This window comes from Geodermatophilus sp. SYSU D00879 (assembly GCF_054050375.1).
In genome coordinates, this window is sequence record NZ_JBJGZF010000001.1 from 529,171 (window position 1) to 549,065 (window position 19,895).

Consider the following 19,895-nt stretch of genomic DNA (forward strand, 5'->3'; position numbering starts at 1 on the left):
CGCCCCGGCCGGGCCAGGATGCCAGTCGTGGCCGACGACGGATCCCCCGCCCCGGACGGTGAGCGGCCGCTGCGGGTCGCCGTCGTCGGCGCCGGCCCGGCCGGCATCTACGCCGCCGAGACGCTGACCCGCCGGGCACCGGTCCCGGTGACCGTCGACCTGCTCGACCGGCTGCCCACCCCGTTCGGCCTGGTCCGGCACGGCATCGCGCCCGACCACCCGAAGATGCGGGCGATCCGCGACACCCTGCACCGGGCGCTGGACCACCCGGGCGTGCGGTTCGTCGGCAACGTCGAGGTGGGCACCGACGTCTCGCTGGAGGACCTGCGCGCGCACGTCGACGCCGTCGTCTACACCTACGGGGCGGCGCTGGACCGGGCGCTGGCGATCGAGGGCGAGGACCTCACCGGCAGCCTCGCCGCCACCGACCTGGTCGCCTGGTACTGCGGCCACCCCGACGCCGACCGCGCGAAGGTGGAGGCGGCGCTCGCGGGCGCGCGGCGGGCGGTCGTCGTCGGCGTCGGCAACGTGGCCCTCGACGTCGCCCGCGTGCTCTCCCGCGCCCCGCAGGAGCTCGAGCCCACCGACATGCCGCAGCACGTGCTCGACACCCTCGCCGCGACGCCGGTCGAGGAGGTCACCGTGCTCGGCCGCCGCGGCCCGGCGCAGGCGTCGTTCACCACGATGGAGCTGCGCGAGCTCGACGGCCTGGAGCGGACCACCGTGCTCGTCGACCCCGCCGACCTCGACCTCGACCCGGCCGCCGAGGAGCGCCTGTCCGGCGATCGCAACGCCAGCCGCAACCTCGCCGTCCTGCGCGAGTGGGCCGGCCACCGGCCCGAGCCCGGCCGCGGCCGGCTGTGGCTGCGCTTCTACCGCCGGCCGGTGCGCATCCTCGGCACCGACCGGGTCACCGGGATCGAGGTGGAGCGCACCGCCGTCGACGGCGACGGGCGGGCCGTGGGCACCGGCGAGACCGCGGTGCTGCCCACCGACCTCGTCGTCCGCTCGGTCGGCTACCGCGGGCAGGGCCTGCCCGGCCTGCCGGTCGACCCGCGCACCGGCACCGTGCCCAACGAGGAGGGCCGGGTGCTGCGCGACGGCGCCCGCTCGCCCGGCGAGTACGTGGCCGGGTGGATCAAGCGGGGGCCCACCGGCGTCGTCGGCACCAACAAGCACGACGCCCGCGAGACCGTGGCCTCGCTGCTGGCCGACGCCGAGGCCGGGGTGATCGGCGCGCACGGCGACCGCGACGACCTGGTGCGCACGCTGCGCGCCCGCGGCGCCGAGCCGGTGCTGCTGGAGGACTGGCGGGCCATCGACGCCGCCGAGGTCGCCCTCGGCGCCACCCGCGGCCGCGCCCGGACCACGCTGCACGAGCGCGAGTCCCTGCTGGCCGCGGTGCGGGCGGCCGCGGGGCGCTAGTCCCGCACCGCGGCGATCAGGTCCCGCGCGCCCTGCGCGGAGGCCGCCGCGACGAACCGGATCAGCGTCTCGGTGTCCGGCCGCAGGGACAGCGGGTCGCCGTCGGGGGTCAGCGCCACCCCGCCGGCGGCGGCGAGCACGGCCAGCCCGCCGGCGACGTCGTGCACGTGCGTGCCGCTGCGGTCCAGGTCGTGCCAGGCGCCGGCCGACCCGTCGGCGACCAGGCACAGGTCGACGGCGGTGCAGCCGGTCACCCGCACGCGGTGCGCCGTCGCGGGCACCCGCACGGTCCGGCCCGACGGCGCGACGACGGTGCTGCCCTCCCGCACCCGCGCCGGCACGCCGTCCCGCTGCGCGCCGGTGTCGGCGGTCCCGGCCCAGCGGCGCCCCGAGGACAGGTCGACGACGAGCCCGGCCACCGCCCGGCCGCGGTGCACCAGCGCCGCCGAGAACGCCCACGGCGGCAGGCCGGCGCGGAAGTTGCCGGTGCCGTCGAGCGGGTCGAGCACGATCCACGGGTCGTCGTCGGACACGGCGGGGTCGGGCCGCTCCTCCGACAGCACGGGCACGCCGAGCGGGGCCAGCGTCCCGGCCGCGGCGGCGTGCGCGGCCTCGTCGGCGGCCATCGACCAGCTGCCGTCGTCCTTGCGCCGGTCGCGGCCGGTGTCGCGGGCCAGCGCCACGGCCACCTCGACCCGCGTCGCGGCCAGCGCGGCCAGGTGCGCGAACCGCGCGGTCAGCGGCGCGTCGTCCGGCGGGGGCGCCACCTCGACCACCCGGCCGGTGCCGGCGTCGCGGACCTGCGAGCAGCCCCAGGCCGCGGCGACGGCGAGCAGCGCGGACCGGCCGGTGACGTGCGTGGAGCGGTGGAGGACGACGGCCTCGGTGGTGCCCTCGTCGGTCCAGCGGCGGCGCAGGTGCGCGGCGGCGTCGTCGCCGACCAGCAGCCGCGCGCCGGGGTCGAGCAGCTCGGGTGCCAGGGTCGCCGGGCCGACGCCCAGCAGCCGGGCCGCGGCGCGCAGGTCCTCCCCCGACGCCGCCACCCGCATCGTGTCCGCCACGGTCCCCCCGCCGTCAGTGCTCCCCGGCACGGTAGGCCACCGGCGCGCGCGGGGTAGGGCGCCACGGTGACGGCACCCGCGCGCACCTCCCTCGACGACGTCGACGTCGTGTTCCTCGTCCACCGCGAGGCGCCGGAGATGCTCGCCCGGCACCACGCCGCGGTGGCGGCGGCGACCGGCCGGGGGTGGCGGGGCCGGGCGCTGCTGGTGGAGAACGCCGCCGCGCCGGCGACCTCCGCGGCCGCCCGCGCCCTCCTGCGCGACTGCCACCCCGACGCCGACGCCCGGGTGCTGTCCTCCCCGCGCAACCTCGGCTGGGCACGCGCCGTGGACCTCGCCCTCGACGCCTGCACCGGCCGCCACGTCGCGCTGGTCAACTCCGACGGCGAGCCCGACCCGGGCATGCTGCGCCGGCTGGCCGCGGTCCTCGACGCCGAGCCGCGGGCCGTCTGGGCCGCGCCCGCGGTGCACGGCCCCGGCGAGGACGACGACCCGCCCGGCCCGCCGTTCCCGGCCGAGGAGCTGGCCGGCACCGCGCTGCTCGTGCGCCGGGCGGAGTTCCTCGCCGCCGGCGGCTTCGACCCGCTGTACTTCTTCTACAACGAGGACCGCGACGCCTCCCGGCGGCTGCGGGCGGCCGGGCACCTGCTGCTGCGGGTGCCCGACACCGTCTTCCGGCACGGCAAGGGCGGCCGCACCGCGCGCGGGGTGTTCCTGCGCGAGTGGCACTACGCCCGCACCGTCCAGGTGCTCCTCCCCCAGCACGCCGACCGGCCGGTCCGGGAGACGGCGGCCTTCCTCGCCCGGCGGGGACGCTCGGTCCTCGACCACCTCCGCGACGGCGACGCCCCCGGAGCCGCGGGCATCGCGCTGGCACTCGCCGAGCTGCCGCGCGGGCTGGCGATGGCCGCCGCCCGGCGCCGCCGGCCCTGGGACGGTGTCCGGCTGGCCGCCTGGCTGGACCGCCACCGCCTGCCGGTGCGCGAGCTCAGCCCGAGTTCCGCAGCGCCGTCGCGATCCCGTTGATCGTGAGCTGGATGTTGCGCCGCACCAGCTCGTCGTCGTCCCCGGTCCGGCGCCGGCGCAGCATCTCCACCTGCAGGTGGTGCAGCGGCTCCAGGTAGGGGAACCGGTTGCGGATCGACCGGGCCAGCGACGGGTTGTCGGCCAGCAGGTGGTCGTCGCCGGTGACCGCGAGCAGCACCCGGCAGGTGCGCTCGTGCTCGGCGGTGATCTGGTCGAACACCCGCGCCCGCAGCTCCTCGTCGGGCACCAGCCCCGCGTAGCGGGCGGCGAGGTCGAGGTCGGTCTTGGCCAGCACCATCCCCATGTTCGACAGCACCGTCCGGAAGAACGGCCACCGCCGGTGCAGCTCCTGCAGCCGGGCCAGCCGCGCCGGGTCGTCCCCGATCCAGGACTCCAGCGCCGACCCGGTGCCGTACCAGCCGGGCAGCATGATCCGCGCCTGCGACCAGCTGAACACCCACGGGATGGCGCGCAGGTCGGCGATCCGGTCGCCGGCCTTCCGCGAGGGCGGGCGGCTGCCGATGTTCAGCTCGGCCAGCTCGCGGATCGGCGTCGCGGCGCGGAACCACTCCACGAACCCCGGGGTCTCGTGCACCAGCGCCCGGTAGGCCGCCTGCGCCCGGCCGGCGAGGTCGTCGAGCAGCGCGTAGGCCTCCTCCGCGCCGTCGCCGAGGCCCTCGACGTCGAGCAGCGTGGCCTCCAGCGTCGCCGCCACCAGCGCCTCGAGGTTGCGGCGGGCGAGGTCGGGCTCGCCGTACTTGGCCGCGATGACCTCGCCCTGCTCGGTCAGCCGCAGCGCGCCGGCCACCGCGCCGGGCGGCTGGGCGCGGATCGCCTCGTAGCTCGGGCCGCCGCCGCGGCCGACGGTCCCGCCGCGGCCGTGGAACAGCCGCAGCCGGATCTCCTCGCGCCGCGCCACCTCGACCAGCGCCAGCTCGGCCCGGTACAGCGCCCAGTTGGCGGCGAGGTAGCCGCCGTCCTTGTTGCTGTCGGAGTAGCCGAGCATGACCTCCTGCGCGTCGCCGCGGTTGGCGACCAGCGCCCGGTACACCGGCTGGGCGAGGACGGCGGTCATCGTCTCGCCGGCGCCCTGCAGGTCGGCGATCGTCTCGAACAGCGGCGAGATGCCGACCGGGCAGGTGGGGCCGTCCTCGCCGTCGGGGTCGAGCAGGCCGACCTCCTTGAGCAGGACGGCGACCTCCAGCACGTCGCTCACCGACTCGCACATGCTGATCACGTAGTTCGGGATCGCCCGCGGGCCGAGCAGCGCGACCTGTCCGGCGGCGGCCTCCAGCAGGTCCAGCTCCCCGCGGGCCAGCTCCGACAGCTGCGCGCCCGGGCGCACCAGCGGCCGGCGCATCTGCAGCTCCCCGGCCAGCAGCTCCACCCGGGCGGCCTCGTCGAGGGAGGCGTAGTCGGGGCAGACGCCCGCCCACGCCAGCAGCTCGGCGAGGACCTCCTCGTGGACCGAGGAGTTCTGCCGCATGTCCAGCCCGGCGAGGTGGAAGCCGAACACCTCGACGGCGTCGCGCAGCCGGGCCAGCCGGTCGTCGGCCAGCGCGCCGGCGCCGTGGCTGCGCAGCGAGGCGTCGACGACGGCGAGGTCGGCCAGGAGCTCGTCGGGGGTGTCGTAGGGGTCGAGCTCGGCGATCGGCGGCACGCCGGGCACCCGCCCGAGCACCCGCTTGGCGGTGGCGGCCAGCCGGGCGTGCACGCCGTTGAGCGCCCGCCGGTAGGGCTCGTCGGCGCGGAACGGCGAGTCGTCGCGGGAGGCCTCGGCCAGGTGCGCCAGCTCCCGCGTCGGCGTGACCAGCCGGTCGGACATCGACAGCTCGCGGTACAGCTGCACCAGCTCGCCGAGGTGGTGGGCCAGCGCCGTCTCGGCCTGCCGGGTGCTGGCCCGGCGGACGGCGTCGGCGGTGACGAACGGGTTGCCGTCGCGGTCGCCGCCGATCCACGAGCCCGGCTGCAGCACCGGCTGCGTCGGCAGGCCGGCGTGCGGCCAGCGCTCCCGCAGCGCGCGGCGCAGGTCGGCGTTGATCTCGGGCACCACCCGGAACAGCGAGAGGTCGTAGTAGCGCAGCGCCTCGTCGATCTCGTCGGCCAGCCGCAGCCGGGACAGCCGCAGCAGCGCCGTCTGCCAGAGGGTGAGCACCGCCCGCTCCAGCTGCGCCGACCAGGCCGCCTCGTCGACCTCGCCCGGCGCCATCCGGTCGCGCTCCCGGATCAGCTCGGTGACCTCCTGCTGCACCTGCGAGATCGTCTTGCGGCGCACCTCGGTCGGGTGCGCGGTGACCACCGGGACCACCAGCGCGCCGGTCAGCTCCCGCGCGACGACGTCGGGGTCCAGGTCCGCCCGGTCGAGCAGCGCGAAGGTGGCCGCGAGGCTGCCCGGCTGCGGCGGCGACCCGGCCCGGCGGTGGTGCCGGCGGCGCCGCTCGTGGTGCAGGTCCTCGGCCAGGTTGGCCAGCAGCGAGAAGTGGCTGAAGGCGCGGATGACGTGGTTGGCCGCGCGGACGTCGAGGTCGCCCATGCGGGCGGCGACCTCCGCCCGGTCGGTCTCGGAGCGGCGGAGCGCGAAGGCCTGCACGCGCGTGGACTCGACCAGGTCCAGGACGTCGTCGCCGCTCTGCTCCCGGATCACCTCGCCGAGGACCCGGCCGAGCAGCCGGATGTCCTCGCGCAGCGGGGCGTCGTCGGCCCGGCCGTCCCCCTCCGGGTCGCGCCCGGGCAGGCGCAGGTCGGCGACGTCGACGGTGGCTTCCGACATGCGGGCAGTATCGGCCCCCGATGTGACGGGCAGGTGTCCCGGGGGAAGCTCCCCCGCGTGCTGACGCTGCGCGCCACCCCCGCCGCCCCCGCCCCCGCCGACCACGGGGAGGGCCCCACCTGGGACGACGCCCGCGCCGAGCTGCTCTGGGTGGACGTCGGCGCCGGCGTCGTCCGCCGGGCCGCCCTCGACGGCGACACGCTCACCGACGCCGGCTCGCTGCGCGCCGGCGACACCGTGGGCGCCGTCGTCCCGGCCGCCGGCGGCGGGTGGCTGGCCGCCGCGGGCGCCGGGTTCACCCACCTCGCCGACGACGGCACCGCGCGGGTGCTGCTGGAGCTGGCCGGCGAGGGCGGCCGCGAGGACGCCGGCGGCACCCGCATGAACGACGGGAAGTGCGACCGCGCCGGCCGGTTCTACGCCGGGACGATGGCCTTCAACGAGCGCCCCAGGGCCGGCGCCCTCTACCGGCTGGACACCGACGGCACGGTGACCACCGTCCGCGACGGGCTGACCGTCTCCAACGGGCTGGGCTGGTCGCCCGACGACCGCACCGTCTACCTCGCCGACTCCGGCCCCGGCCTGGTGCACGCCTTCGACCACGACCCGTCCACCGGCGCGTGGAGCCGCGGGCGGGTGCTGCTGGAGACCGGCGGCCCCGACGGCGTGGCCGACGGCCTCACCGTCGACGACGAGGGCTGCCTCTGGACGGCGATGTGGGGCGGCGGGCAGGTGCGCCGCTGGTCACCGGAGGGCGAGCTGCTCGCCGTCGTCGAGGTGCCGGTGGCCAACACCTCCAGCTGCGCCTTCGCCGGGCCGGACCGCGGCCTGCTGGTGATCAGCACCGCGCACGGCGACGAGGACGAGGCCGGGCGGCTGTTCACCGTGCGGCCCGGGGTCACCGGCGCGCCGGCCAACCCCTACCGCGGCCCCCTGAGCGACCTGCGGCAGCGGTGAGGTCCGTGCACTTCCGCGGAAGTGCCCGGACCGGCTAGCTGCCCTGGAGCAGGGCCAGCGCGGCGGCGGCGAGCTGGTCGCCGGCCGCGGCGCCCCGCTCGAACTCCTCCGCGGCGCCGGGCAGGTCGCCGCGGTCGGCCAGCAGGACGCCGAGGTTGTGGTGGCAGTACGCGTCGCCGGCCTGGATCCCGGCGCGGTAGGCCTCCTCGGCGGCCTCGTCGTCGGCGAGCAACTCGCGGTAGAGGTTGCCCAGCGGCAGCCAGGCCACCTGCTCGCCGAGCTTGGCGCCGCGCTCGAGCACCGAGCGGGCCTCCGCCGCGCGGCCGGTCTGCAGCAGCAGCGCGGCGAGGTCGGCGCGGGCGGCGGCGAAGTGGGCGGCGCCGGCGCGCAGCCGGTCCTCCAGCGCCGGGTCGAGGGTCGCGCACCACTGCCAGCAGGCGGCGACGGCGTCGGCCTCGGCGTCGCCGCTCGCGGCCAGCTCCTCGGCGACGGAGAGGGCCTGGTCGCGCTCCCCCTGCTCGCGCAGCAGGAAGGCCAGCTGGAGGCCGCCCTCGGTGTCCCCCGCGTCGGCGGCCCCGCGGTAGGCGGCCATGGCCCCCGCGAGGTCGCCGAGCTGCTCGAGCACCAGCCCGAGGTTGCGCCAGGCGTCGTCCTCGCCGCCGGCCAGGGCCACCTCGTAGGCCTCGGCGGCCTCGGTCCAGCGCTCCTGCGCGGCGAGGCTGTTGCCCAGGTCGTAGTAGCCGGTGGCGTCGCCGAGCTCCGCCGCGCGGCGGAAGCACCACTCGGCGTCGGTCTGCCGGCCGGCGTCGGCGAGGTCGCAGCCCAGCTCGATCAGCTCGTCGGCGTCCTCGGAGGCCTGCAGCCGCCAGAGGCGCGCGTCCAGGTCCTCGGTCATGGCGCCGATGATGGCCGCGCTGACCTGGGCGCACGCCCTCCGCAGGGGTGAGGTCACCCCAACGTGTCCGGTGCTCGTCCGGGCGGGTGTCCCCCCTCCGGCGCTCAGGCCCGACCGGCCCGCAGGGCCTCCCGCAGCTTGGTCTTCCCGCTGGTCCGGAGCAGGGCGCCGGAGTACACCCGGCCGCCCAGCCGGACCACCAGCGCGATCGCCACGAGCATGAGCACGACGGCCACGCCGACCTCCCAGCCCGCGACGTCGCCGGCCGCCTGGCGCACCGGCATGACCATCGGCGACAGGCCCGGCACGTACGAGGTCACCGCGGCCAGCGTCCCGTCCGGGTCACCGGCCGCCTGGACGGCGACGGCGAACCCGGCGACCAGCACCAGCGTCGCCGGCGTGAGCACGCTGCCGAGGTCCTCCTGCCGGCTGACCAGCGAGGCGGCGACGGCGAACAGCGACGCGTAGAGCGCGTAGCCGAGGACGAACCAGAACAGCAGCCACAGCACCGTGCCGACCAGCTCCCCGGGCAGGTCGACGACGTCGAAGGCGACCGCCCCGCCGACCCCGACCGCGGCGATCACGGCGATCTGCCCGAGGCCCAGCACGCCGAGACCGAGGATCTTCCCGGCCAGCAGCTGCCACGGCTTCATCGTGGCCAGCAGCAGCTCCACCACCCGGCTGGACTTCTCCTCGACGACGCCCTGCGCGACGAACTGGGCGAAGAGGATGAGCAGGCTGTAGAGCACGACGACGCCGACGATCGCGACCACGACGCCCTGCCCGTCGCCGTCGTCGTCGAGGGCGGACACCGACAGCCGCGGCAGGTCGGCGGGGTCGACGCCGGCCGCGGCGAGCGCGTCGGTGAGCGCGACCGCCCCGACCGCGCCGGACACGAGCGCCTCCAGCGTCGTGTCGGGCTCGCGGACCACCAGCTCCGGGGCGGCGGCCGCGCCGACCAGGGCGCCGTCGACGCCCTCGTCCTCCACGGCGGCGCGGGCGGCGTCGTCGGTGTCGAACCGGACCACCTCGACGTCGACGCCGAGCGCGTCGCCCTGGGCCTCGAGGGCCCGGCCCACCTGCCCGGGGTCGCCGACGACGCCGACGCGGCCGGTGTCCTCCCCGGAGTTGACGACGACCTGGAAGACCAGCAGGCCGAGGATCAGCACGATCATCAGCGCCGAGCTGGCGATGAACGCCTTGTCGCGGATGCGGGTGGAGACCTCGCGGGCGGCGACCAGGCGGACCAGCCGCCCGCTGGACAGCGGGGCGGTCACGCGGCCACCTCCTCGCGGGAGGCGGCCTGCTGCGCCGGGTCGGCGACGGCCTCGCGGAACAGCTCGACCAGCGTGGCCTCGCGCCGGGCGAAGTGGGTGACCCGGCCGGTGCGCAGCGCGGCGGCGAGGACCTGCTGGTCGTCGGCGGTCGCGGCCAGCTCCAGCAGCGTGTCGCCGGCCTGCTCGGAGACGACCCGGACGCCGGGCACGGCGGTGGCCCAGCCGGGCGCGGCGTCGGGGACGACGACCCGCAGCAGCCGGCCGGCCTCGCGGCGGCGCAGCTCCTCGACGGTGCCGGTGGCGACCATACGGCCGCGGGCGAGGATGCCCACCGAGTCGCACAGCCGCTCGACCAGGTCGAGCTGGTGGCTGGAGAACACGACCGGAACCCCGGCGCGGCACTGCTCCAGCAGCGCCTCGGCCAGCGCGTCGACGCCGACCGGGTCCAGGCCGCTGAAGGGCTCGTCGAGGATCAGCACCTCGGGCCGGCTGACCAGTGCGGCGGCGAGCTGCACCCGCTGCTGGTTGCCCAGCGACAGCTTCTCGACGGGGTCGCCGCGGCGCCCGCCCAGGCCCAGCCGCCCGGACCACTCGTCCGCGGCGCGGGCCGCGGCGGCGGCGTCCATGCCGTGCAGCCGGGCGAAGTAGGTCAGCTGCTCGCCGACCCGCATCTTCGGGTAGAGCCCGCGCTCCTCCGGCATGTAGCCGATCCGCCGCCGGGTCTCCTCGTCCAGCGGCCGGCCGCGCCAGCGCACCTCGCCCGCGTCGGCCCGGGCCAGGCCCATGGCGATGCGCATGGTCGTCGTCTTCCCGGCCCCGTTGGACCCGCAGAAGCCGAACATCGAGCCGGGGGCGACGGTGAAGCCGACGCCCTCCAGCACGCGGTTGTCGCCGTAGCTCTTGTGGAGCCCGTCGAACTCGAGCACCGTTCCTCCGTTCCAAGATCCCCGTGCGCGCCGACGCTATCGGGCCGGGCGACGACGACCCCGCGGCCGACCGGGTCCAGGACCGGGGAGACCGCCGCGCACTCGGACCCCCTGACGGGCCCGGGGCTGCCAGGGTCGACCCGTGGACCGGGACGACGGACTGCGCCTGACCCTCACCCGCGTGCTCGGGGCGCCGCCCGGGCGGGTGTTCCGCGCGCTGACCGAGCCGGACGAGCTCGCGCGGTGGTGGGGCCCCCGGGGGTTCACGCTGGTCCGCGCCGAGGTCGACCTGAGGGCGGGCGGTCGCTACCGGTTCACGATGCAGCCGCCGGGAGCTCCCCCGTTCCACCTGTCCGGCAGCTTCCTGTCCGTCGACCCCGGACGCGGGCTCTCCTACACCTTCCGGTACGAGGAGCCCGCCCCCGACGACCGGGAGACCGTGGTGACGCTCGTGCTCGGGGACCGCGGCACCGGGACCGTGCTGTCCCTGACGCACGAGGGGTTCGCCACGCAGGAGCGGGAGGACCTGCACCGGGCCGGCTGGTCGGACAGCCTCGACCGGCTGGCGGAGGCCCTCGGGGGCTGAGCGGGTCCGGGCGACCCGACGGCTCGTCCCCGGCCGCGGCTCCCCTCGCGCTCCGGCGTTCGCTGCGGTGTCATCAGGCCCATGAGCCAGGAGAACGTCCCCGCCAGCCCGCCGACGGGCGTCGGGCTGGAGGGCCTCCGCCAGGCGGCGGCCGGCTGCCGTGCCTGCGAGCTGTGGGAGCCGGCGACCCAGACCGTCTTCGGGGAGGGCCCGGAGACCGCGCGGATCGTGTTCGTCGGCGAGCAGCCCGGCGACCAGGAGGACCGCAGGGGCGAGCCGTTCGTCGGCCCGGCCGGCCGGCTGCTGGACCGGGCGCTGGCCGACGCCGGGATCGAGCGCAGGGACGCCTACGTCACCAACGCGGTCAAGCACTTCCGCTTCACGCCGACGCCCAAGCGGCGGATCCACCAGTCGCCGGGTGCCGAGCACCTGCGTGCCTGCCGGCCGTGGCTGGAGGCGGAGTTCGAGGTGCTCAAGCCCGAGGTCGTCGTCTGCCTGGGCGCGACGGCGGCCAAGGCGCTCATCTCGCCGTCGTTCCGGATCACCAAGGAGCGCGGGAAGCTCATGCCGTGGACGCCGCCGGGCGTCACGCGCGCCGAGGCCGGCGACGACGAGCCGGAGGAGGACGCCCCCGCCCAGACCTGGATGCTCGCGACCGCGCACCCCTCGGCGATCCTGCGGACGCCGAACGAGGCGCGTGCCGCGGCCTTCGACGCGCTGGTCGCGGACCTCCGCGTCGTCGCCGGCGCCCTCGCCTAGACGACCCGGGACGCGCGGAACAGGCGGAACGAGGGCACCAGCAGCGCGACCACCACCATCGCGACGACGACGATGACACCACCGGAGACCATGGCGACGCCGACCCCCGCCGCGCTGGCCACCGCGCCGGCCCGCAGGTCACCCAGCCGCGGCCCGCCGGCCACGACGACGATGAACACCCCCTGCATCCGCCCGCGCATCTCGTCGGGCGCGGCGGTCTGCAGCATCGACGAGCGCAGCACCGCGCTGACCATGTCCCCGGCCCCGGCGACGGCGAGGAAGAACACCGCCAGCCACAGCGGCTGCGCGAGCCCGAACCCGATGATCGCGACGCCCCACACGACGATCGCGGCCAGCACCACCGCGCCCTGCCGGTCGACCCGCGACACCCAGCCCGAGGTCAGGCCCATGAGCAGGGCGCCGATCGAGATGCCGGCGAACAGCCACCCGTAGGCGTTGGCCGACCCGGCGTAGCGGTCGGCGGCGAGCTCGGGGAACACCGCCTGCGGCCAGGCGAACAGCATCGCGATCACGTCGACGACGAACGTCATGAGCAGCACCGGCTGGGTGCGCAGGAAGGCGAAGCCCTCCCCCACCCCGCGGACGGCGGCGCCCAGCCGCAGCGGCCCTGTGTTCCCGCCCGGAGGCAGCGGCGGCAGGCCGCGCACCAGGACGACGGCGACGAGCAGCGTGACGGCGTCGACGGCGTAGGCGACGAACAGGTCGCCCAGTGCGATGAGCAGCCCGGCGACCAGCGGGCCGACGATGACGCCGACCTGCCGCACGGTCATCGCCAGCGCGTTCGCCGCCGCCACGCCCTCCGGTCCGACCAGCGCGGGGATCACCGCGCTGCGGGCGGGCTGGTTGACCGCGGTGAAGCCGGAGACCGCGGCCACGAGGACCCACAGCAGCCAGATGTTCCCGCCGCCGGGCAGCAGCGCCTGCAGGGCCAGCAGCGCGCTGGTCACCGCCGAGCCGACCCCGGTGACGAGCATCAGCTTCCGCCGGTCCATGGCGTCGGCGATGGCGCCGCCGAGCAGGCCGAAGACCACCAGCGGCACCAGCGACACCATCGACGTGACGCCGACCAGCAGCGAGTCGCGGGTGATCGCGTAGACCTGCACCGGGACGGCGACCAGCGTCATCTGCTGGCCGACCATCGTCGAGGTCAGCCCCCAGAACAGCCGCCGGTAGCCGGGGTTGCGCAGCGGGCTGGTGTCCAGGGCCCAGCCGCGGCGGCGGGGCACGGGCGCGGGCTCCGCCACCTCCCCCGGCTCGGCCGGGTCGACGGGTCGGCCCTGCTGCAGGGGCCCGCGTCGAGCGTGCGAGGTGTGGGGGGCAGCGGGGTCCTCCGTCACGGGGCGAGCCGCTGGAGCACCCAGCCGCCCCCCTCCTCGTCGTCGCGGACGAAGCGCAGCCGGTCGTGCAGCCGGCCCGGGCCGCCCTGCCAGAACTCGACGGTCCGCGGCACCACGCGGTAGCCGCCCCAGACCGGCGGCCGCGGCACCTTCTCCGTCGTCGTCTCCTCGTCGAGCAGCCGCACCCGCGCCTCGAGCTCCTCCCGGGAGTCGACGACGGTGGACTGGACCGAGGCGACGGCGGCCAGCTGCGCCTCGCGCGGGCGGGGGTCCCACAGGTCGTCGGAGGCGGCCTCGCCGATCCGCTCGACGGTGCCGGTCACCCGGACCTGCCGCTGCAGCGCGTGCCAGGGGAAGACCAGCGCGGCGCGCGGGTTGGCGGCCAGCTGCGCGCCCTTGGTCGAGGCGTAGCTGGTGCCGAAGACGAAGCCGGCCTCGTCGTAGCCCTTGAGCAGCACGATCCGCGCGTCGGGGGCGCCGTCGGCGTCGGCCGTGGCCACGACCACCGCGTTCGGGTCGGGGACGTCGGCGGCGACGACGTCGCGGAACCAGGCGTCGAACTGCTCGACCCAGGTGGGCGCGAGGTCCTCCTCGCGCAGGCCCGGGCGGTCGTAGTCCCTGCGCATGCGGGAGAGGTCGGCCACCCCGCCATGCTGACACCGCGCCGGGGACCGGGCGCCGGGCGGCTCCCGCTGGACGGCAGCCCCGGATGGAACGGAGACGGCCGCGGGGCCTAGTGTCGCGGTGCAGTCGTGCGCCGCTGAACGTGCGGGCACGAGGTCCGCGCGCGCAGAGGAGCATGCGAGATGGCCGACGACTTCGTACCCGGCCTGGAGGGCGTCATCGCCTTCGAGACCACGATCGCGGAGCCCGACAAGGACGGTGGGTCGCTCCGCTACCGCGGGGTCGACATCGAGGACCTGGTCGGCAAGATCACCTTCGGCAACGTCTGGGCGCTGCTGGTCGACGGCAAGTTCGGCCCCGGCCTGCCCCCGGCCGAGCCGTTCCCGATCCCGGTGCACAGCGGCGACGTCCGCGTCGACGTCCAGGCCGCGCTGGCGATGCTGGCCCCGTTCTGGGGCTACCGCCCGCTGCTGGACATCAGCGACGAGGAGGCCCGCGACCAGCTGGCCCGCGCCGCGGTCATGGCGCTGTCCTACGTCGCGCAGTCCGCGCGCGGCATCGGCGTGCCGGCCGTGCCGCAGAGCCGCATCGACGAGGCCGCGACCATCGTCGAGCGGTTCATGGTCCGCTGGCGGGGCGAGCCCGACCCCCGCCACGTCGCCGCCGTCGACGCCTACTGGACGTCGGCCGCCGAGCACGGCATGAACGCCTCCACCTTCACCGCCCGCGTCATCGCCTCCACCGGCGCCGACGTCGCCGCCGCGATGTCCGGCGCGATCGGCGCGATGTCGGGCCCGCTGCACGGCGGCGCCCCCTCCCGCGTGCTGCACATGCTCGACGGCGTGGAGCAGTCCGGGAACGCGGAGAAGTACGTCAAGGACCTGCTGGACCGCAAGGAGCGCCTGATGGGCTTCGGGCACCGGGTCTACCGGGCCGAGGACCCCCGCGCCCGCACGCTGCGCAAGGCCGCGAAGGAGCTCGGCGCCCCGCGCTTCGAGGCCGCGCTGGCCCTGGAGAACGCCGCGCTCAAGGAGCTGCGCGAGCGGCGCCCGGACCGGCCGATCGAGACCAACGTCGAGTTCTGGGCGGCGATCGTCCTCGACTTCGCCGAGGTCCCGAGCCACATGTTCACGTCGATGTTCACCTGCGCCCGCACCGCCGGCTGGTGCGCGCACATCCTGGAGCAGAAGCAGACCGGCCGCCTCGTGCGCCCGTCGGCCCGCTACGTCGGGCCCGCCGCGCGCAAGCCCGAGGAGGTCGAGGGCTTCGACACCATCACGGTCAAGGCCGTCAACGAGGCCGCCCCCGCCTGACCTGCGGCCGCACCGCCCGTCGAGGAGCACCCACCGGCATGAGCACCACCATCCCCGCCGACCTGCTGCCCGCCGACGGGCGGTTCGGCTGCGGCCCGTCGAAGGTCCGTCCCGAGGCGCTGCGGGCCCTGGCCACTGACGGCGCGGCGCTGATGGGCACCTCGCACCGCCAGGCCCCGGTCAAGGGCCTGGTCCGGCAGGTCCGCGAGGGGCTGGCCCAGCTGTTCGACCTGCCCGAGGGCTACGAGGTCGTGCTGGGCAACGGCGGCTCCACGGCGTTCTGGGACGCCGCCGCGCTCGGGCTGGTGCGGCGGCGCAGCGCCCACGGCACCTACGGCGAGTTCTCCGCGAAGTTCGCCTCCGCGGTCGCCGAGGCGCCGTTCCTCGAGGAGCCGGTCGTCACGCGGGGCGAGCCGGGCACGCTGGCGCTGCCGACGGCGCAGGAGGGCGTCGACGCCTACGCGTGGGCGCACAACGAGACCTCGACCGGGGTCATGGCGCCGGTGGTGCGCCCGCACGGCGCCGACGACGACGCGCTCGTGCTGATCGACGCCACCAGCGGCGCCGGCGGCCTCCCGGTCGACGTCGCCGAGGCCGACGCCTACTACTTCGCGCCGCAGAAGTCCTTCGCCTCCGACGGCGGGCTCTGGATCGCGCTGATGAGCCCGGCGGCGCTGGAGCGGGTGGCCGAGATCAAGGCGTCGGGGCGGTGGATCCCCGGGTTCCTGGACCTGTCGATCGCCATCGACAACTCCACCAAGGACCAGACGTACAACACCCCCGCCGTCGCGACGCTGTTCCTGCTCGCCGACCAGGTCCGCTGGATGCTCGGCCTCGGCGGGCTCTCCGGCGCCGTCGCCCGCAGCCGGGAGTCCTCCAGCCGGCTCTACGGGTGGGCGGAGAAGACCCCCTACACGACGCCGTTCGTCGCCGACCCCGAGCAGCGCAGCCTCGTCGTCGGCACGGTGGACTTCGACCCGTCCGTCGACGCCGCCCAGGTGGCGAGGGTGCTGCGGGCCAACGGCGTCGTCGACGTGGAGCCCTACCGCAAGCTCGGCCGCAACCAGCTGCGGGTCGGCATGTTCCCCGCCGTCGACCCCGACGACGTCAGCGCGCTGACCGCCTGCATCGACTTCGTCGTCGAGCGCCTCTGAGGAAGGACCCTCCTGCCCCCCACCCCTCGCTGACGCTCGGAGCGGGCCCCTGCAGGAGGGCCGTTCCAGCACCTCACCAGGGCCGCGCGGCCCCGGCCCGGACGCCTCAGCGGGCCGACTCGCCGTCGGCCGGCTGGACGGCGGTGCTCGGGAAGTCCCGCAGGTCGCCGGACGGGCGGCGGTCCCAGCTGCGGAAGGTCAGGTCCGTCTGCAGGTAGAGCGCGACCAGCTCGGCGGTGCTGCGGATGCCCTCGAGGTGGGTGCGCTCGTTGCCGTGGCTGCCGTCGATGCCGAACCCGATGAGCGCGGCACGGGTGTTGGCGCCGGCCTCCAGCGCCGAGGCGGCGTCGGAGCGGTAGTACTTGTAGACGTCGCGGCGGTGCGGCACCTCGTGCACCCGGCACAGGTCGATCAGGTGCCGGGTCAGGTGGTAGTCGAACGGCCCGGTCGAGTCCTGCATCGCGATGTTCACGCACTGCTCGGACGACGCCTGCCCGGGCGCGACCACCGAGGTGTCGATGGAGACGAGCTCGGCGACGTCGGCGTCCAGGCCGTGGCTGGCCCCCAGGCCCACCTCCTCGGCGATGGTGACCAGCAGGTGCGCGGTCACCGGCACCTGGATGCCGGAGTCGATGATCGCCTTGAACGCGCCCAGCGCGGCGGCGATGCCGGCCTTGTCGTCGAGGTGGCGGCTGTTGACGAAGCCGCTGGCGGTGATCACCGGCTGCGGGTCGATGGCCACGAAGTCGCCGACCTGGATGCCCAGGCGCTCGAGGTCGGCGCGGGTGTGCACCACCTCGTCGACGCGGACCTCGACGTGGTCCCAGCCCACGCCCTGCTCGTCGACCTCGTCGCCGAAGCGGTGCCCGCTGGCCTTGTTGGGCAGGATCGTCCCCGTGTGCCGGTAGTCGCCGGACACGTCGTCGGAGAAGATGATCACCCGGGCGCCCTCGGCGAAGCGGGCGCTGTGCGTGCCCACCGGGACGATGGCCAGCCGGCCGTTGTCCTTGAGCCCGCTCACCATGCAGCCGATCGTGTCGGCGTGCACCACCACGGTGCGGTCGGCGCCGGGCGAGGCGCTGGGCAGCTCGGCCAGCAGCGCGCCGCGGCGGGTGACCTCGAAGTCCATGCCCAGGGCGCGCAGCTCACCGCCGATCAGCTGCATAACGTGGTCGGTGCGGCCGGAGGGGCTCGGGATGTCGAGCATCTCCAGCAGCACGCGCTGGACGTAGTCCATGTCGATGGGCAGGCGCTTCTGCCCCGCGTCGACCGGACTCGGCAGGAAACGGGGGTTGAGCTCGCCGTCGTCTCGGACGAGGCCGGCGTCGTCCCGGGGACCGGTCAGCATGGGGGTCGAGTCTAAGACGGACCGGGCGGGCGCCCCCGCGGCCCGCCACGCCGGGGCACGTCCGGCACGGACCCGGCTGCCGCGGATAGCCTCGCGCGTGGTCCCCTGTGACGAGGGGTCCCCGTCGTCCCGCCGTCCGTCCGAGGAGGTCCCGTGCGCTCGCTGCGTCTCGTGGGCCTGTCCGACGACGGCCGCAGCCTGGTCCTCGCCCTCGACGGCGGGGACGGCGACGAGGGCGAGCGCTTCGAGCTGCCGATCGACGACCGGGTGCGCGCCGCGGCCCGCGGGGACACCCGCCGGCTGGGCCAGATGGAGCCCGACGGCGGCCTGTCGCCGCGGGTGATCCAGGCCCGCATCCGCGCCGGCGAGACCCCCGAGCAGGTCGCCGCCGCCTCGGGCACCCGGGTGGAGCGGATCATGCGCTTCGCGCACACGGTGCTGCAGGAGCGCGCCCGCATGGCCGAGCAGGCCCGCCAGGCCCGGGTCCGGCTGTCGGAGGGCACCTCCGGCGAGCCGCTGCAGCAGTTCATGGCCGAGCGGCTGCGGCTGCTCGGCGCCGACCTCGACGCCGTCCGCTGGGACGCCGCCCGCTCCGAGGACGGCACCTGGGTGGTCACCGCCGCCTGGCGCGCCGGGACCAAGGAGGGCACCACGCAGTGGGCCTACGACCTCGCCGGCCGCGCGGTCAGCCCCCTCGACGCCCCCACCCGCGACTTCGCCGAGGGCACCCGGCTGGTCCGCGTGGTCCCCGGGGTGCCCGCCGAACGGCCGGCGCTGCCCGTGCACCGCAGCGCCGCCACCCCCGAGCGCCCCGCCTCCGAGCGGCCGCCCGGCGAGCGCCCCACCGGCGAGCGGCCCGGCCCGCCGGCCGACGAGCCGCGCACCGGCCCGGGTGAGCGGCGCACCGACCCCGCCGAGGACGAGGACGTCTCCGAGCACGACACCGTCGTCCTGCGCACGGGCGAGTCCGACGGCGAGGACGAGGACCCGCGGGCCCGGGTGCCCGCCTGGGAGGACATCGTCTTCGGGGTCCGCCGCAACCGCTGAGCAGTAGGCTCGCCGCACCGGACCGACGTGTCCGTCCGGGGGGCCGCGGGTACGTCGTCCACAACCGAACCAGTGCGGGAGTGGAGCGCAACATGTCGATGTCCGTGTCGATGCCCCTGGGCGGAGTCCAGGTGGGGTCGTACGACACCTACCAGGCGGCGCAGGCCGCGGTGGACCACCTCTCCGACGAGAGGTTCCCGGTCGAGAACGTGACGATCATCGGGTCGGACCTGCGGATGGTCGAGCGGGTCACCGGGCGGCTCACCTGGGGGCGCGCGATCGGCGCGGGTGCCGCGGGCGGCGCCTGGTGGGGTCTGTTCGTCGGCCTGCTGCTGGGCATCTTCGCCCCCGACGGCACCGGCTGGCTCAGTGCGGTGCTGACCGGCCTGCTCATCGGCCTCGCGTTCGGCGCCCTGTTCGGCGCCGTGGGCTACGCGGCCACCCGCGGCCAGCGCGACTTCACCAGCGTCTCGCAGGTCACCGCGAGCCGGTACGACGTCATGTGCGACCCGTCCCGCGCGGAGGAGGCCCGCGCCATCCTGGCCCGGTGGTCCCTCCGCAACTAACGCAGCAGCGCGAACGCGACGGCGGCCGCGGCGGCGACGCCGAGGGAGTCGACGCCGGCGCGCATGGGGATCCGGGCGCGCACCCGGGCGGCGGCCTGCGCCTCCGGGGTGAGCCCGGGCCCCTCCGCGCCGAGCAGCACCGCGGTGCGCGGGTGCGCCCGCGGGTCCACCTCGTCCAGGTCCACCGCGTCGGCGGCGGGGGTGAGCGCGACGGTGAGGTAGCCGGCCGCGTGCAGCCGCTCGAGCCCGGCCGGCCAGTCGGGCAGGACGGCGAACGGCAGCGCCAGCACGTGGCCCATCGAGACCCGCACCGCGCGCCGGTAGAGCGGGTCGGCGCAGCGCGGGTCCAGCAGCAGCCCGTCGACGCCGAGCGCCACGGCCGAGCGGGCGATCGAGCCGAGGTTCTCGGCGTCGTTGAGCGCCTCGAGCACCGCCAGCCGCCGCGGCGCCGCCGGGTCCGGCCCGGCCAGCAGCGCGCCGACGTCGGCCGGCGGGCGGCGGTCGGCCGAGGCCAGGACGCCGCGGGTCAGCCGGAAGCCGATCAGCTCCGACAGCGCCCACTTGTCCATCTCGTAGGCCGGCACGCCCTCGGGCAGGTCCAGCTCCGCCAGCCGCCCCGGGACGCCGAGCACCGCCCGCACCCGGTACGGCGAGGCCAGCAGCCGCTGCACCGCCGGGACGCCCTCGACGATCACCGGGCCGGTCCCCCGCACCCGCCCGGCGGGCCGGTCGCCGGCGTGCAGGTCGCGGAAGTCGGCCACCCGCTCGTCGGCGACGTCGGTGATCAGCACGCTCACGCCCCG

18 protein-coding genes are annotated in these 19,895 nt (G+C 76.4%); 9 read left to right on the plus strand and 9 right to left on the minus strand.

Translation table 11 applies throughout. The annotated features are described in order from the left end of the window. Positions 1 to 18 precede the first annotated feature (18 nt). A complete protein-coding gene (locus ACI79B_RS02680) occupies positions 19 to 1,425 on the plus strand; it encodes an FAD-dependent oxidoreductase (protein WP_457000054.1) in 1,407 nt (468 codons plus the stop codon). On the opposite strand, the gene ACI79B_RS02685 is transcribed toward ACI79B_RS02680, so the two are convergent. Then, positions 1,422 to 2,486 carry an inositol monophosphatase family protein gene (locus tag ACI79B_RS02685; RefSeq protein ID WP_456928112.1) on the minus strand — a complete coding sequence of 355 codons (1,065 nt, stop codon included), beginning with the start codon at positions 2,484 to 2,486 and terminating at the stop codon, positions 1,422 to 1,424. The two genes, ACI79B_RS02680 and ACI79B_RS02685, sit on opposite strands and share 4 nt — an antisense overlap. A gap of 66 nt (positions 2,487 to 2,552) precedes the next feature. Between ACI79B_RS02685 and ACI79B_RS02690 the strand changes: the two genes are divergently transcribed. Then, positions 2,553 to 3,512 carry a glycosyltransferase gene (locus ACI79B_RS02690; RefSeq protein WP_456928111.1) on the plus strand — a complete coding sequence of 320 codons (960 nt, stop codon included), beginning with the start codon at positions 2,553 to 2,555 and terminating at the stop codon, positions 3,510 to 3,512. Here ACI79B_RS02690 and ppc read toward each other — a convergent pair. After that, a complete protein-coding gene (gene ppc, locus ACI79B_RS02695) occupies positions 3,475 to 6,282 on the minus strand; it encodes a phosphoenolpyruvate carboxylase (protein WP_456928110.1) in 2,808 nt (935 codons plus the stop codon). The genes ACI79B_RS02690 and ppc overlap by 38 nt on opposite strands. Before the next feature lie 57 nt (positions 6,283 to 6,339). On the opposite strand from ppc, the gene ACI79B_RS02700 reads away from it, so the two are divergent. After that, positions 6,340 to 7,239, plus strand: a complete 900-nt coding sequence (locus tag ACI79B_RS02700; RefSeq protein ID WP_456928109.1) for an SMP-30/gluconolactonase/LRE family protein — start codon at positions 6,340 to 6,342, stop codon at positions 7,237 to 7,239. 34 nt (positions 7,240 to 7,273) lie between these two features. Here ACI79B_RS02700 and ACI79B_RS02705 read toward each other — a convergent pair whose 3' ends face one another. The 3 genes from ACI79B_RS02705 to ACI79B_RS02715 all read right to left on the minus strand — a co-directional run bounded on the left by ACI79B_RS02705 (position 7,274) and on the right by ACI79B_RS02715 (position 10,337). Beyond that, the gene (locus ACI79B_RS02705; protein WP_456928108.1) at positions 7,274 to 8,134 is read right to left on the minus strand and encodes a tetratricopeptide repeat protein; all 861 of its coding nucleotides are present in this window, start codon (positions 8,132 to 8,134) and stop codon (positions 7,274 to 7,276) included. A gap of 104 nt (positions 8,135 to 8,238) precedes the next feature. Continuing rightward, positions 8,239 to 9,411, minus strand: a complete 1,173-nt coding sequence (locus ACI79B_RS02710; protein ID WP_456928107.1) for an ABC transporter permease — start codon at positions 9,409 to 9,411, stop codon at positions 8,239 to 8,241. Next, positions 9,408 to 10,337 (minus strand): ABC transporter ATP-binding protein, encoded by a 930-nt coding sequence (locus ACI79B_RS02715; protein WP_456928106.1) that lies wholly within the window; start codon positions 10,335 to 10,337, stop codon positions 9,408 to 9,410. Before ACI79B_RS02715 ends, ACI79B_RS02710 begins: the two co-directional genes overlap by 4 nt. A 142-nt stretch (positions 10,338 to 10,479) precedes the next feature. Here ACI79B_RS02715 and ACI79B_RS02720 point away from each other — a divergent pair, with 142 nt between their 5' ends. Both ACI79B_RS02720 and ACI79B_RS02725 read left to right on the plus strand, forming a co-directional pair. After that, positions 10,480 to 10,923: an SRPBCC family protein gene (locus tag ACI79B_RS02720; protein WP_456928105.1), complete on the plus strand. Its 444-nt coding sequence runs from the start codon at positions 10,480 to 10,482 to the stop codon at positions 10,921 to 10,923. 81 nt (positions 10,924 to 11,004) lie between these two features. Next, entirely contained in the window at positions 11,005 to 11,682 is a 678-nt protein-coding gene (locus tag ACI79B_RS02725) for a UdgX family uracil-DNA binding protein (RefSeq protein ID WP_456928104.1), read from the plus strand. Here ACI79B_RS02725 and ACI79B_RS02730 read toward each other — a convergent pair. Together ACI79B_RS02730 and pdxH are read right to left on the minus strand one after the other, a co-directional pair. Continuing rightward, entirely contained in the window at positions 11,679 to 12,929 is a 1,251-nt protein-coding gene (locus ACI79B_RS02730) for an MFS transporter (protein ID WP_456928103.1), read from the minus strand. The two genes, ACI79B_RS02725 and ACI79B_RS02730, sit on opposite strands and share 4 nt — an antisense overlap. 107 nt (positions 12,930 to 13,036) lie before the next feature. Continuing rightward, a complete protein-coding gene (gene pdxH / locus ACI79B_RS02735; RefSeq protein ID WP_456928102.1) occupies positions 13,037 to 13,684 on the minus strand; it encodes a pyridoxamine 5'-phosphate oxidase in 648 nt (215 codons plus the stop codon). A 162-nt stretch (positions 13,685 to 13,846) separates the two neighbouring features. Here pdxH and ACI79B_RS02740 point away from each other — a divergent pair, with 162 nt between their 5' ends. Together ACI79B_RS02740 and serC are read left to right on the plus strand one after the other, a co-directional pair. Beyond that, complete coding sequence (locus ACI79B_RS02740; protein ID WP_456928101.1) at positions 13,847 to 14,977, plus strand: citrate synthase 2; 1,131 nt, start codon at positions 13,847 to 13,849, stop codon at positions 14,975 to 14,977. A gap of 38 nt (positions 14,978 to 15,015) precedes the next feature. After that, entirely contained in the window at positions 15,016 to 16,131 is a 1,116-nt protein-coding gene (serC, locus tag ACI79B_RS02745; RefSeq protein WP_456928100.1) for a phosphoserine transaminase, read from the plus strand. Between the two features lie 106 nt (positions 16,132 to 16,237). Here the strand turns inward: serC and ACI79B_RS02750 are convergent, their stop codons facing one another. Next, positions 16,238 to 17,479: an osmoprotectant NAGGN system M42 family peptidase gene (locus tag ACI79B_RS02750; protein ID WP_456928099.1), complete on the minus strand. Its 1,242-nt coding sequence runs from the start codon at positions 17,477 to 17,479 to the stop codon at positions 16,238 to 16,240. A 153-nt stretch (positions 17,480 to 17,632) separates the two neighbouring features. Between ACI79B_RS02750 and sepH the strand changes: the two genes are divergently transcribed. Next, positions 17,633 to 18,526, plus strand: coding sequence for a septation protein SepH (sepH, locus tag ACI79B_RS02755; protein ID WP_456928098.1), 894 nt, complete (start codon positions 17,633 to 17,635; stop codon positions 18,524 to 18,526). Positions 18,527 to 18,618: 92 nt separating this feature from the next. Continuing rightward, a complete protein-coding gene (locus ACI79B_RS02760) occupies positions 18,619 to 19,092 on the plus strand; it encodes a general stress protein (protein ID WP_456928097.1) in 474 nt (157 codons plus the stop codon). Here the strand turns inward: ACI79B_RS02760 and ACI79B_RS02765 are convergent. Further along, on the minus strand, positions 19,089 to 19,889 hold the full coding sequence (locus ACI79B_RS02765; RefSeq protein ID WP_456928096.1) for a TrmH family RNA methyltransferase: 801 nt from the start codon (positions 19,887 to 19,889) through the stop codon (positions 19,089 to 19,091). The genes ACI79B_RS02760 and ACI79B_RS02765 overlap by 4 nt on opposite strands. Positions 19,890 to 19,895 lie beyond the last annotated feature (6 nt).

Bases quoted from the DNA above. Each gene is read 5' to 3' on its own strand.
- ACI79B_RS02680 (WP_457000054.1), top strand. From the start codon at position 19: ATGCCAGTCGTGGCCGACGACGGATCCCCCGCCCCGGACGGTGAGCGG.
- ppc (WP_456928110.1), bottom strand. From the start codon at position 6,282: ATGTCGGAAGCCACCGTCGACGTCGCCGACCTGCGCCTGCCCGGGCGC.
- ACI79B_RS02705 (WP_456928108.1), bottom strand. From the start codon at position 8,134: ATGACCGAGGACCTGGACGCGCGCCTCTGGCGGCTGCAGGCCTCCGAG.
- ACI79B_RS02725 (WP_456928104.1), top strand. From the start codon at position 11,005: ATGAGCCAGGAGAACGTCCCCGCCAGCCCGCCGACGGGCGTCGGGCTG.
- ACI79B_RS02740 (WP_456928101.1), top strand. From the start codon at position 13,847: ATGGCCGACGACTTCGTACCCGGCCTGGAGGGCGTCATCGCCTTCGAG.
- serC (WP_456928100.1), top strand. From the start codon at position 15,016: ATGAGCACCACCATCCCCGCCGACCTGCTGCCCGCCGACGGGCGGTTC.
- ACI79B_RS02750 (WP_456928099.1), bottom strand. From the start codon at position 17,479: ATGCTGACCGGTCCCCGGGACGACGCCGGCCTCGTCCGAGACGACGGC.
- ACI79B_RS02760 (WP_456928097.1), top strand. From the start codon at position 18,619: ATGTCGATGTCCGTGTCGATGCCCCTGGGCGGAGTCCAGGTGGGGTCG.